This is a genomic window from Rhodoferax sp. PAMC 29310 (assembly GCF_017948265.1).
Classification (GTDB): Bacteria; Pseudomonadota; Gammaproteobacteria; order Burkholderiales; family Burkholderiaceae_C; genus Rhodoferax.
Genome location: NZ_CP072852.1, coordinates 4092324 through 4105443, shown reverse-complemented (window position 1 = coordinate 4105443; position 13120 = coordinate 4092324). Strand labels below are relative to the sequence as shown.

The 13120-nt window shown below is 54.9% G+C and carries 8 protein-coding genes; all 8 read right to left on the bottom strand.

The genetic code is table 11. The annotated features are described in order from the left end of the window. Positions 1-27 precede the first annotated feature (27 nt). A complete protein-coding gene (locus tag J8G15_RS19000; protein WP_210544243.1) occupies positions 28-888 on the bottom strand; it encodes an HprK-related kinase A in 861 nt (286 codons plus the stop codon). 393 nt (positions 889-1281) lie between these two features. Beyond that, positions 1282-1968: a hypothetical protein gene (locus J8G15_RS18995; RefSeq protein ID WP_210544241.1), complete on the bottom strand. Its 687-nt coding sequence runs from the start codon at positions 1966-1968 to the stop codon at positions 1282-1284. A gap of 125 nt (positions 1969-2093) precedes the next feature. Next, positions 2094-4868: an XrtA/PEP-CTERM system TPR-repeat protein PrsT gene (gene prsT, locus J8G15_RS18990; RefSeq protein ID WP_210544239.1), complete on the bottom strand. Its 2775-nt coding sequence runs from the start codon at positions 4866-4868 to the stop codon at positions 2094-2096. Positions 4869-4924: 56 nt separating this feature from the next. Next, a complete protein-coding gene (gene prsR, locus J8G15_RS18985) occupies positions 4925-6286 on the bottom strand; it encodes a PEP-CTERM-box response regulator transcription factor (RefSeq protein ID WP_210544237.1) in 1362 nt (453 codons plus the stop codon). Beyond that, positions 6283-8379: an XrtA/PEP-CTERM system histidine kinase PrsK gene (gene prsK / locus J8G15_RS18980; protein WP_210544235.1), complete on the bottom strand. Its 2097-nt coding sequence runs from the start codon at positions 8377-8379 to the stop codon at positions 6283-6285. Before prsK ends, prsR begins: the two co-directional genes overlap by 4 nt. Before the next feature lies 1 nt (position 8380). Next, a complete protein-coding gene (locus J8G15_RS18975) occupies positions 8381-9700 on the bottom strand; it encodes a TIGR03013 family XrtA/PEP-CTERM system glycosyltransferase (RefSeq protein WP_210544234.1) in 1320 nt (439 codons plus the stop codon). 209 nt (positions 9701-9909) lie between these two features. Next, positions 9910-11868, bottom strand: coding sequence for a hypothetical protein (locus tag J8G15_RS18970; RefSeq protein WP_210544232.1), 1959 nt, complete (start codon positions 11866-11868; stop codon positions 9910-9912). Next, positions 11861-13105: a pyridoxal-dependent decarboxylase, exosortase A system-associated gene (locus tag J8G15_RS18965; protein ID WP_210544230.1), complete on the bottom strand. Its 1245-nt coding sequence runs from the start codon at positions 13103-13105 to the stop codon at positions 11861-11863. Before J8G15_RS18965 ends, J8G15_RS18970 begins: the two co-directional genes overlap by 8 nt. Positions 13106-13120: the final 15 nt, after the last annotated feature.

The window sequence follows — 13120 nt, the reverse complement described above, 5'->3', positions numbered from 1 at the left end:
TCAATTCTGAGCTGCTGAGATGCCGCGTCATGACCCTGTGATATCGCCAATGAGCTTCAGACCGTCAGCTGTTGAGCCAAAAACAATCTGGTAGCAGTCCGCTCCGCTGAGCATGCCACACAGCGCGTCGAAGCCGACTTCGCCCATGCGCTCCTTGTTGAATGACTGCTCGGAGATGAGGGAAAATGTCTCGGCCCGGCTGATTTTCTCGCAATGCGGCACGGCGCCTGCCACAAAACGCGGCAGCACTATCCATCGAACCCGCGCCACGGTGCCTGCCGCCGCCACTGAACTCGCAGGACAGGCAGCATGGGAAATCGAACCTTTGCGGGTGTCGTGATACAGGGGCCCAAGACGGGCTTGCGGGAATGCTGTGACTACATCGACCGAAGCATTCTTTAGACTAATGGGGCGCGGATGCGGCTGCATCAAACCAGAGCCCGGGTCCAGAATGGCAAGCTCATCCGAAAGCAGTTGCCAGTCCTGCATCAAACACAAGGCGGCGCACAAGGTGCTTTTTCCCGCGCCCGGAAAACCCGGCATCATCAAGGCCTGCCCTGCGCGGGCCAACAATCCAGCGTGCATAACCAGGTAACCTAGCGGCCGGTTCGCCACGCACCAGTTCAAACCCCATTCAAACAGCGGCGCGGATTGCGCCGCTGGCAAAGGATAGAAAGACTCCATGCCGTCGAGCAAAAAGCGCACCTGCGGTCGCCACCAGCGCCGAAGTCCCTTACCCTGCAGCACCTGAACATCAAAATCAATGAATGACCCCGGCTCACCGCGCCGGTAACCCTCATAGAAAAATTCAAGATGTCGAATCACCGCGGCGATCGGCGAGCGAACTCGCACATTGAATGGCGCGATATGTAAGACGGTATCGATCAATCGGAAGATCTACACAGTGTTGCGTGAGATATTGAGCCCTGCAAGGGTCGGAGCAAACCATTATCAGCCAGACTGCGTAATGTCGGCAGAAGATCCGTCTCCGGCGCCAGTCCGCTGAGTTGGCGCTCAAGGTCAACGTACGCCATGCCACACCCTGCTTGCAATAGTCGCACAACGGCATTGGCCAAGGCAGAAATTACCCAATAATCCCCAGAGTTTCGGTCAAACAAAATCGTGGCATCCGAGCAGGACCAGTTTGGCGAAAGACGCAAGTCACGCCCCGGCGCAATCGACAACCACCCGGGCGACTCGACGAAGGAACTTTTGAGTGTCACCGGCGCGAAAGCAAGAGACTATCGATTTGAATAATTTGCCACCTCCAACTTCCGCCCACTAGGGGGTCGTACAGAGCGCGGGGTCACCGGAATTGATGTCGTACATGCCTTCAATGTAACTAATGACCTGAGTCGCAGACCAGCCCTGGCTGACACTAGCGCCATTGGGCATGTACAAACCACCACTCTTCGTTGCATCCCACATTGCAATAATCTGAGAACGACTTAAAGGATAACGATTGCTGGCACTGGTGAAGCGTCCCGCATTGAGCCAAGCTGCTGCCAAATGACGCAACAATTGTCCACCGGTAAAACTGCCTGGGAAAGCGATTACTGCCCATATTCCCGTGCCTGCAGGAGCCCCGCCAGTCCCAAAACCTGCCGCGCTGAGCAGGGTACCCGGGGTATTTATGTCCTTGAGCGTCAGTCCTTTCATGCCGCTACTAGTGCAGGTCACCACCGTCTTTTTGAAGGTTGGATAAGTCGCGCCAGCCAACCCCCAATCGGTTGCATGTTGGGGCACCTTCCAAAAGCCAGGAGACCAGCCACCCGAACAAGTGTCACCGGTACCCGGCCGCGGGCTGGTGTTACCGCTGAGAATAGCCGACGGACTTGCGCAACTACCCCCAAGCGCCGTCTTGGCTTGCACTGCTAGTAGCACCCCGACCCCGCCCGACACCCCGCGAAACAGCTTGCGGCGCAATTCATTTGGGCGATCGAACTGGCCTGCGTTATTTGAATTCATGATTGTTTCACCTCTCCCAACTCGGAAGCAATTATCACGCCAGCAAGCCTAAGTAATTGATTCTATTTGGTTACCACGTGTTCCAACTGCATTTATCAGAACAACTGTAAAAATATTCGACACATCTACAACCCATTCAACAAAGCAGAAACCTCAGCCTGCCCGCCAAATTTACTGCCCAATTTTGCCAGCTCGTCCAACTCGCGTTTAGCCAACGCTTTGTTACCGCCTTTGATATAGATCTTGGCGAGGTTGAGCATGAAGATGGGGTTGTCTGGTTGAACCTTGATGGCTTCGGTTTGCAGCTTCACGGCTTTGGCATGATCGCCTTTGTCCGACAGAAGGACCGCCAACGTGTCCATGAACGCGGGCTGGTTGGGCGCCAACTCCAAAGCTTTTTCGGCGTACGCAATGGCGCCGTCTGTACCCAATTTGGCAGTGACCCAAGCCAGGTTGTTGTAGGCAATGGCGAATGTTGGCTGTAATTTAATGATGTTCAGATACGCTTTTTCAGCGGCCTTGTAATCCTTTCGAGCGATCGCCCCTTCGCCCAAATAAAGGAGGAAAGCTGCGTCATTGGCGTGGTCTTTTTGCCAGGATGCCGAGAATTTCTCTGCTTCGGATGTCTTGTCGGCGGCAAGCAGGACGGAGTGCAGTTTGATTGCCAACTCGGGCGCGGAAAACTTAGAAACACCCTCACGATAGGCAGATGCGGCACTATTCCAATCCTTCTGAGCAGCGTGAATATCGCCCTCCAGAACATACCCTAGCGCGTCTTTCGGAGATTGCTTTTGCATCAAGCGTGCAGTAGTTATGGCCCCTTTGAAATTTTTTCCGTCAACATCCAGCATGATGGTGCCACGCTGTGCTTGTTGTAGATCGGGTCTGATTTCAAGGGCCTTGCGCAGACTAGCCGCAGCTGCAACTTTGTCCTTGGCGGCCATGTGCACGTCAGCCAACCGCATATAGGGTTGCGGAGAGTTAGGCTGCATTGCGACCAATTTATTGAAAGTGGTCACCGCCTGATTGAACTCCCCGGCGACTTGTTGAGAACGCCCCAAGGCATCCAGCATTTGCAGACTGTCTGGCAACGCCGTCACGCCTTCTTGAGCCGCCGCTATTGCCAGGCGCGCATCCTTGTTGCGCAGGTGGTAGTCAATCAGCATCAACCTGGCGACGGCGTTGGTCGGATTGACCGCGACAGCCTTTTTGATGGCCGCCACTACCTCCTCCTTGCCAGCACCTGATCGAGCAGCCAACTCTGCCAAAGCAAGCAAAGCCTGGCTGTTTTTGGGATCTTTGCTCACCAACGCCTCAAAGCGTTTTCTGGCGTCGTCGGGTTTCTTCTCAATAAAGTCCAACGCAGCGAGGCTGGCAACAGCTGGAAAAAAGAGGGGATCCAGTTCGACCGCCCGCTCAAAGCTCGTCCGGGCACCAGATGTATCTCGTTTAGCCAGCAGTGTTCGACCTCTCAACACCGCCGCAAGGGGCTTGCCAGGCTGCTTCTTTTCAAGGCCGTCAATGGCTTTGAGCGCCTTGTCATAGTCTTTTCGCCGAAGGTGAGCGCTGACCAAAGCCATGTCAGCAGTGGTACCTGCATCAGAGGCGGCAATATTCTGAAGTTCTACAAACGCGGAATCGACGGCGCCGGCCATCAGGTGCGTAATGGCCAGAGAGGTCCGTTTGCGGGCATCGTCAGGGGACTGGGCGGCGGCTTTGGAAAAGTACTCCTCCGCCTTGTTGACGTCGCCGTTCAGCAGGTATGTTTCACCGGCAATCGATAGCAACTCCGGGTCCACATTGTCACGATTCAGACCCGGCAGAAGCGTCTCAAGCGCTTTGGCGGTTTGGCCAGCACGCAGGTAAGTCACCACCAAAAACCGTCGCGCCACCGGGAGGTCTGGCACCAGTTGAAGCGCCTTGCTCAGGTGGGCCTCAGCCTGAACAGGTGAGTTCAGTTGAAGTTCAACAGCACCAGCTAGTTGGAGCGCCTGAACATTGGTTGGGGCCGCCAGCAACACCTGTTGCAGCAGACTTCTCGCCTGTTTCAAATCCTTTTGTTGATAGGCCAGTGTCGCCTGTAGAAACCTGGTCTGCGGATGATTGGCGGCAAACCCTTTCATCAATTCAATTTGTTGACTGGCAGCGTCCAGCTTTCCTTGTTGCAACTGCAGCGTCGTTACAGCGGCATGGGCCGCCAGAAAATCCGGTTTGAATTCGACGGCTTTCAGGTAGGCCTGCAAGGCAGGATCTCGTTGATCTTGCGCGTAAAGCAGCAGGTCTCCCTTCATCTTCCATGCCTCATGATTCTTCGGCGACTTGGAAATAACATCATCCACAATGGCCATCGCCCCTTCAAAATCCCTCAACCCGGCTTTTTCTCGCGCACGGACCAGCAAAGCAGGTGCATAGTTGGGGTCTGCCTGAAGTGCGGCATTGAGCGCACCTTGGGCGAGTTCTGTCTTGCCCTGCCCGGCATAAGCGGCCGCCAGTAGCGTCTTCATCTCGGCGAGACCCGAGGGATCGGCCACCACCACGGAGGATAACTCCTCGGTAACTTTTTTGGGCTGCCCTTGGGCCAAAAGTGCCTCAGCCAACTTCGGCGCGACCTGATCCATCGGATACTTCAAATCCAGCGCTTTTCTCAATTCAGTTTCGGCACCCACCGGGTCACCGCTAGCCAACAACGCAGAACCCAAAAGAAACCGCGCCTCTGGTTGGCTCGGATCTGCTTGGAGCGCATTCTTGATTTGAATGACTGCAGCTTTGCTGTCGTTTTTGGCAAGGTAGGCCTTGGCCGAAGCAATCAAGTCCTCGGGCTTCTCACTACAACTAATCAATAACAAAGTTGCTAGCAGGCTCGAAGCCACTGCGCTGACGGTACGATTTCTAATTTTCATTTTTCACCCCTGAAATTTACTCAACTGGTCGGGCGACTCCAGGCCACTGGAACCTGCTATTTCAACCCAAGCTTGTGCATCAAGTCATAAAGTGTTGGCCGACTGACACCCAGTAGTTCTGCCGTTTTCACTATATTGCCATTCACACGTCCCATCGCTTTGACGATGGCCTCCTTGTCGGCATTGTCACGAATGACACGCAGTTCGAGCATGTCATCACTTGGATTCACCGCAAGGCTTTTTAAACCTAAATCATCGCTGGTGATCTGGTTTGTATCTGCCATGATGGTTGCGCGCTTGATGCAATTTTCAAGCTCGCGAATGTTGCCTGGCCAATCATATTTCTCGATTGCGCGCACCGCTGACTCAGCCAACGTCATGTTTGAACGATTTTGCTCTTTAGAGAATCGGCGCGCAAATGCATGTGCCAGCAGCGCTGCGTCACCAATCCGATCACGCAATGGGGGAATATCGACCACGATTTCGGCCAATCGATAATACAGGTCCTCCCGAAAACGACCATCGCCGGTTTGCTCCTTGAGATTCTGGTGGGTCGCACACACCACGCGGACGTCAACGGGAATCTCCTGTCGACCCCCCAACCGTTCAATCGTCCGTTCCTGCAAAAATCGCAACAACTTGGCTTGCAGCGAAAGCGGCAAATCCCCAATTTCATCCAGCATCAACGTGCCACCGTTAGCGGTCTCAATCTTGCCCAATGTCGTTTTCGCGGCTCCCGTATACGCACCCTTTTCGTAGCCAAAAAGCTCACTTTCCAGCAGATTTTCAGGGATGGCGGCACAGTTGATAGCGACGAACTTTCCGGAACGCCGGGCTGAGGCTTGATGCAGGCCCCGCGCCAATATTTCCTTCCCCGTGCCACTCTCTCCCAGCAATAGAACCGTTGCATTACTGCTGGCAACCTTCTCAATGGTTCGGCAAACGCGCATCATTTCCGGGTCTTTCGTCACCAATCCGGACAACGATTCCGGCTGATGCAGCTCGCGCAGCCGCCGATTTTCCGCCTGCAGCTCAAATAACCTGAAAGCGCGCTCAACGGTCAAGTTCAACAGATCAGGCTCAAAGGGTTTGGCAAAAAAGTCATAGGCACCCATGGCAATGGCGCGCAAGGCATTTGCCTGATCGTTTTGACCTGTCAAGACAATAACTTTGATGTCTGGATCGAAGGCAATGATTTGTTCCAGCAACCGAAAACCCTCTGACACCGAGTCGGCATCAGGCGGCAATCCCAAATCCATGGTCACGACGGCAGGCTGACTCCTGCGCATCTGAACCAGCGCACTTTCCCGGTCATCGGCAGTGACAGACTCAAAACGATCCAACGACCATTTGATCTGCTTTTGGAGTGCGAGATCATCTTCGACAATCAGTAGTGAACGAGTTTTTTCTGCGGTCATGAAACGTCTTTCGTGTGGAGGTCTGACTCCTTCCGGGTTTCAAATAGCGGCAATTGAATAGTGACCGTTGTCCCCACATTGGGCTCACTTTGCACGTCAATTCTTCCGCCCAACTCTTGGACGTACTGGAAACTCTCATACGCGCCGATGCCCATGCCCGCTGACTTGGTTGTTTGAAAAGGCTTGAACAAACGATTCTGGATGAATTCTGGTGTCATCCCTTGTCCTGTGTCACCAACAACGATTTGAGCCTGCCCATTGGCCCTTTCCAGAGAGAGCCAAACACGCCCGCCTGCGTTGGTTGCATCGAAAGCATTTTGTACCATGTGGCCAATGACGCGCTCCAATCGTTCTTCATGCCCCCGGGTCAGTACGGCCTCTTTGACCTCAATTTCAAGAACCCTGTCACGGCGCAGGGCGATGCCGGCAATTCGTGTCGCAATTTCCTCAAGATTGACGCCAAAGGCCTTGCCCGGAGGCGTCGCGCCCTCTCGCAATTGAAGCATCAATTGACGCATGCGGTCCAATGAATTTTCGACCGTCATCAACATGTCCTGCTGGAACTCCGGGTTGCCGCTCAGTCGCTTGGCGTTTTTCATCATGAGTGAAAGCTGGGTCACTATATTTTTCAGGTCATGAACGACAAACGCGGACATCCGGTTGAATGAATCGAACTTTCTGACCTCAAGCAAGGCCTCTGTGGTCTGCATCTGAGCCAAAAAACTGGCAGCTTGCCGGCCTGCCGTTTTGAGCAGGTCATTAATCTCCCAATTGACGTCAATGTGCGTTCTGGGGGTCGCCAATATGGCAAACCCAATCAAATCGTCCCCAACAAACAATGGCACAACCAGCCAGGCGGACGCCGCATTGCGCAGCCACTCGGGCAAGGCCAGCCCCTCATAGCGGCGAGGAAATGAGCGGAACTCCCCAAGATTGACAACCCAGCCACTGCTCACCAGGAACTGACAAAGTGAAGAGCTTATTGCCACCTGCTCATTCGTTGCCGGGAAATTCCAGTGTGCGACTTGCGTCAATTGGCCTCCATTCTGGCCCTGCATCCACAAGCCCCCACCCGGACTCTCGAGCATATCGGCCAGTCCTCGAACCACCTGCTGTCCCATCGCTTGAGGGGAGTCCCCGACAGACAAGGCATTGGTAAATCGGAGCCATTCCTCGCGGTAATCGTAGCGGTAGCGGAAAAAATGCTTTCCAACCATCACTCTCAGTTTCGCCCTCAATGCACCTGACAGCGCCAATACCATCAGGACAACCAACGCGAGGAACACGAGACCCAGCTGAAGCGCGCGCCCCCAATCCCCGCCGAAATAGCGGATGTAGTAACCGATGCCTGAAATGAAGAGCAGGTAGAGGCCGGCAATCAGCAAGGTCGCCGAGTGAAAAGCCGCCTTGGGAGACAGGCGGATTTTCTGAATCCAGTCAGATCGGCGGGTGCTTGACAGCACTAGTAAGGGTGCAACCAACGCATGGACGCCTCCCCTGATACTCAATGCGTCTTGATCCAAACTATTGAACAGCACCGCCTGCGAGAAAATGTACAAATCAAACAAGAATCCGCCAGCCAGCCCCAGAAAAAGCGGCTTGAGGTTCCAGCGGGAATCTTCTTCGACGTTTCTAAAAATTTGCTCAAGCAATACCATGCCGTAGACCGACTGCGCCATTGAGCTAAAAAGCATGAAACGAGATGGATCGCCCCATTGATTCGAACCCAACCACAACATCAACACGGAAAAAAAACTAAAGGAAACCAGCACGATCGCAACCGATGCAAGTTGTCCAAAACGGCGTGACGACTTTTGTACTGCACTTGGCCGATACAAGGCCAAAAGAAAGGCAAACCAGGCGCCATACCGAAAAATGTCAGCCAACGCGCTGACCAGCCCATAGACCGGATCCGACGTCTGTACAAGGGCAAATCCCGCCGCGCCCCAAATGGTGCAGCCCCCCACAGCCACCAAGAGCAAAACCTTGGGTAGCTCTTGCGGTGCGCTCAGATAGCCTAACTGAAGCAGACGCAGAAAAAAGGCCAGATAAGTGACACCAACCAGCCCAAAACTCCACGCTGTCAGAAGCATATTAATGCGCTCCCCAGCCCATTAAAACGACACCGACGGTTTCAAATATGACGACGAGGTCCAGCAGCAGTGAGTGATTTTTGACGTAATAGAGGTAATATTGAAGCTTCTCTGCCGAATCTTCCACTGACGCACCATACCGGTATCTCACCTGAGCCCAGCCGGTCAAACCAGGCTTGATACTATGGCGAACGGCAAAATAGGGAATCTCATTGGTCAGTTTTTCGACAAAATATGGCCGCTCTGGTCGAGGGCCGACCAGACTCATACTGCCACCCAGTACGTTGAAAAGCTGGGGGAGTTCGTCGATACGCGATTTCCTGATCACTCGACCCACCCGGGTTGTCCGATCATCGGAAGCCGCCGCCCACACTGGTTTTCCGTCTTTTTCGGCATCGGTTCGCATGCTTCGAAACTTGATGACATTGAACAATTGACCACGGAGACCTACTCGCTCCTGGATGTAGAAAATGGGCCCTCGGCTTTCCATCCGAATAAGCACCGCCGTCACTAACATGACCGGAATGGTCAACAGAATAAGTACTGCTGCACAGACGATATCGAAGACACGCTTCACGAGGGATCGAATCCACCCTTGCGCAAAACCGTCACTAAAGACCAACCAACCGGCATTGACCGCATCGAGTCTGATTTGGCCCAAGGTTTTCTCAAAATGGGTGGAGAGGTCAATGACGTGAACCCCCTGTAGTTTGCAATCCAGGAGTTCACGCAAGGGCATGCTGCCACCTCGACGCTCCGACACGGCGACGACGATTTCATCCACCTTTTCCTTTCGGACCATGTCTGTCAACGTCATTTTTGGCGCCAGAACTCCCCACGCCGACACCTCCTCCAAGACGTCGTTCGGACTGGCGTAATAGCCAACCAAGTCGACATTGGGGTCAGCAGCCAACAGTATTTTTCCGGCCTGCTTGGCCCGGGGGCCCGCGCCAAAAATCATGACTCGACGCCGCATATGGGAAAGGCTGGTGCCGTGATTCGCATAGACCCTGTTCAACAGCATGATTCCAATGCCCAGCATCAGCACCAGCAGAAAATCTTTTCCATTCTCAACCTTCACAGGCGACAGACGAAACACCCCGTAAACCAAAGGAATCGACAGGAAGAAAGATACAGATCCCCGGGCTGCAGCTTGAAGCCATGTCCGCCCATTGGTTCTCTGGTAAAACCCTAGGCCAGTGTTGATCACAAAGATGCCGAATCCCAGCAATAGGGAGGCGATCAAAACGCTTAAGTACACTGACTCAAGGTCGGAAATATTGCGCACAATAGCAATTATGAGCGTTGCAATTACCAACATCAGGTCGAGCAGTATTCTCAGCAGCGTACGCTTGTGAAAGTAGTGATTGAATATTTTTATCAAGAAACGTCCCTGTTATCTTCTGGAAATTCACTGACCAATTTCTATCAAATCAACTCGCTTAAAACGAGATTCATCGAAATTTGACCCGCCACTTCATAGCCTAATGTTAAAAGATACTCCTCCATATTAACTGCCGCGTCACACCTCTATCGATCTACCTCGCCTTTGGTGATCAAGCTCGAATAAAACACCATCAAATAGAGCATGAGTGCCACCCTGGGTGCATCCATCACACTGCTTGTGAGTCCAACAACCAAGACAGAGAACAGGGATGCGGCCAGATAGGGCGACAACGCCTCATGGCGTGCCGGTCCTAGCACCAGGCGCCGAATGGCGAAAGCAACAAGAAGCAGGAAGAAAAGAAGTCCGAACACGCCCCTCTCCACCAGATGCTCGATAAAGAGACTGTCCAAATGCCAAGGGATAAAGTAGGACTGAGCCATCGGGAGCCAGTGCGCCCCAGTTTCTGAAAAATTTCCGTTTTTCACAACGCTGCTGGCCGGTCCCGCGTTCATCGAGATATTGTCAATCTCAGCCACTCCACCGGCGTTGACAACGGCCAGTGAAAACAGGACGGGTCGCGCTAAAAATTCCGCAAGGTGACCAAGATGAGGTCCCACCAAAGGCAAGGACACGCGCTGCCATCCCGCAGTGACCGGCCATACCGCCACCATCGCTCGTTGACAGCGTCCGTCGTACAGCAGGTGTCGCTGGCACAGATCGACATAGACCTCGGCTTGCTTGTCAACACGAATGTCAAAGCTCACCCTCAGTGCGCCCTCAGGCAAAGAGCCAACGCGCTGCGTCAAAGCATAGCCACCACCCAGGGTCCGACGTGAGGGTGGGCCTGAGACGATGACAAATGAGTTGGCCTCCCCGCTGGGGCGTGACTCCTGTGCGAACTTCACAGATCCCGAGAACTCGCTTTCCGGACCTGCCTGAGCGAAATGGGCGGGTACGCGGCCTAGCCCCTTGCCCAACCACCAATCGCCCTCCCCCTGAAGAAAACCCAAGCCCTGCTGCCAGTGTTCAATTCGGCTGCCGAAGTCCGGGGTCACCCGGCTGAGCCGCTCCTTCATAAACGTGCCTCCGCCCAGAACGGCGGCGACTTCCAGTAGCAATGCGATCACCAGCAGCAGGCCCGCCTTGGCACGCCAACCCTGGCGCAAGCTGTCATGTACGACGCGCATCCACCACCCTGCCACATCAACGCCACGCCTTTGAATCAAGAGCAACAGGTAGAGAAGCAATAGCGAACTTGCCACTGCAAGATACACGCCCCGCGAGAACGTAGTCAGGCAGGCATATCCGGTTAATAACGCGAGCACCGCAGCGGCCAGCCACTCAAAAGGCCGCTTCGCAGAAACCAGCGCCCAAACAACAAAGGGCGTAGATAGCGCAAGATACGCGTCTATGGCGCCCCCTCCCACGTGCATCTCCCAAAAAAGGGCCACTGTTCTATATGGAGCCGAAAAGTTAAGGAAGCCGGGGAACACCATCCGCTCCCACGCAATGGCCACCGTCACGGCAGCGAGTCCGGTCAAAACGCCACAAGCCAGCCGTCTGTGGGCACGTGTGTTTGAGTGACTCAACTCTTGACTCAATAGCGGCCACAACAGCAGTGCAAAAGCCAGACTCTTGAAAATTCGCAAGCTATTGAGCGAATCGTTGTAACTGGCAAACCAGTTGAACCGAAAGCCTCCTGCATCTGCGAACCCCCGCAAAAGCGCAGAAACACCAGAAACACCCAACAGAACCGGGATCAGCCAAAACGCCGCGCTACGGCGCACCGCACTAGTCCGGGGGACACCCGATGTGGCCCGGTGAGCGTAGCCACCAGCCAGGACGGCCAGAAGCAACAGGTCGAATTCTTCAAAAATGATCCACCCAGACCAAGGGGAAAAATTCAGAACAGGCAGGAGCGCCGGGACCAGAAAGAGCCAAATACCGGGGCGCCAAGCCAGAGAAATGCAAGTTAGCCAAAACGCGGCCATCGCCGCCATCGGCCAAAGCGGGTGGTGCACGGCCAACACGGCACCAGCGAACAGACTGCCAAGGGCCAGCAGCAGCGAGGCCGGGGATTGAATCGGTAGGTGCCTAAACAAGGACCTCAACACACGCGGGATGCCCTAAAAATCCTTGAGGGCTGGCGGTGGGGCCGTAAGCACCGGACTGAAACACCACCGCCAAATCGCCGACATCGGCCACCGGCAAAGTCATTCGGTCAGCCAGCAAATCCAAGGGGGTGCATAACGGGCCGACCACAGAGACCACCTCTTTCTCTGGCGCATCTGCCCGGGTCCCAATCGTGACAGGGTAGTTCTTGCGCACCACTTGTCCAAAGTTGCCCGAAGCCGCCAAATGGTGGTGCAGACCGCCGTCGGCCACCAAATACACCTGACCGCGAGACACCTTGCGGTCCAGAATGCGAGTCACGTAGACGCCCGCTTCACCCACAAAATAGCGACCCAACTCAATCACGAGGGACGTCTCAGGCAGTTCAGTTTTGGCACGCTGAACCAATTGGGCCAAGTTGTCACCAATGGGCGCCAGGTCGAGTCTTTTCTCGCCGGGGAAATAGGGAATACCGAACCCCCCACCCAAATTCAAAAACCGCACCGGCGACGGCGCGCCATCCGCGAGCCGCAGTGCCAACTCATAGGATTTTTGCTGCGCTTCGCAAATGGATTCCGCACGCAGGTTTTGCGACCCGGCGAACAAATGAAAGCCTTCGAAAGCCAGCCCAGCACTTGCCACCTTCGCCAACAAGTCCGGGATTTGCTCGACATCCACGCCAAACTGCTTGGGGCCGCCGCCCATCTTCATGCCGGAGCCCTTGAGTTCAAAGTCGGGGTTGACCCGAACGGCCACGCGGGCAGGCAGCCCCAAATCGCTGGAAATTGACGCCAGCACACTCACTTCACGAAACGACTCGATGTTAATGAGGACACGGGAGGCCACCGCCTGGCGCAGCTCCACATCGCGCTTGCCAGGCCCGGCAAAGCTGATCTCCTGCGGGTGGGCGCCCACGTCCAGCGCCACCTTCAACTCCCCCGCCGAGGCCACGTCAATGCCATCGACCAGGCCCGCCATCAGCCCGACCACGGCGGGCATGGGGTTGGCCTTCATGGCGTAGTGAAGCTTGATGCCTTCAGGCAACGCAAGCCGCAACTCGGCGACTCGGGCTTTCAACAGCGCGCGGTCGTAGGCGTAAAACGGCGTCTGCCCAACGCGCTCAGCCAGCATCGCCAAGCGCTCGCCACCCACGACCAATTGCCCGTCCTCCACGGCAAACTGATTCATGGGGGCGTGCACGGGGAGGGATCGTTCAGGGATGGACATCGTTCAATTTCATTC

Excerpts from the sequence above, each read along its gene's own strand:
- J8G15_RS18995 (WP_210544241.1), bottom strand. The coding sequence starts at position 1,968 with ATGAATTCAAATAACGCAGGCCAGTTCGATCGCCCAAATGAATTGCGC.
- prsT (WP_210544239.1), bottom strand. The coding sequence starts at position 4,868 with ATGAAAATTAGAAATCGTACCGTCAGCGCAGTGGCTTCGAGCCTGCTA.
- prsR (WP_210544237.1), bottom strand. The coding sequence starts at position 6,286 with ATGACCGCAGAAAAAACTCGTTCACTACTGATTGTCGAAGATGATCTC.
- prsK (WP_210544235.1), bottom strand. The coding sequence starts at position 8,379 with ATGCTTCTGACAGCGTGGAGTTTTGGGCTGGTTGGTGTCACTTATCTG.
- J8G15_RS18975 (WP_210544234.1), bottom strand. The coding sequence starts at position 9,700 with ATGTTGGTAATTGCAACGCTCATAATTGCTATTGTGCGCAATATTTCC.
- J8G15_RS18965 (WP_210544230.1), bottom strand. The coding sequence starts at position 13,105 with ATGTCCATCCCTGAACGATCCCTCCCCGTGCACGCCCCCATGAATCAG.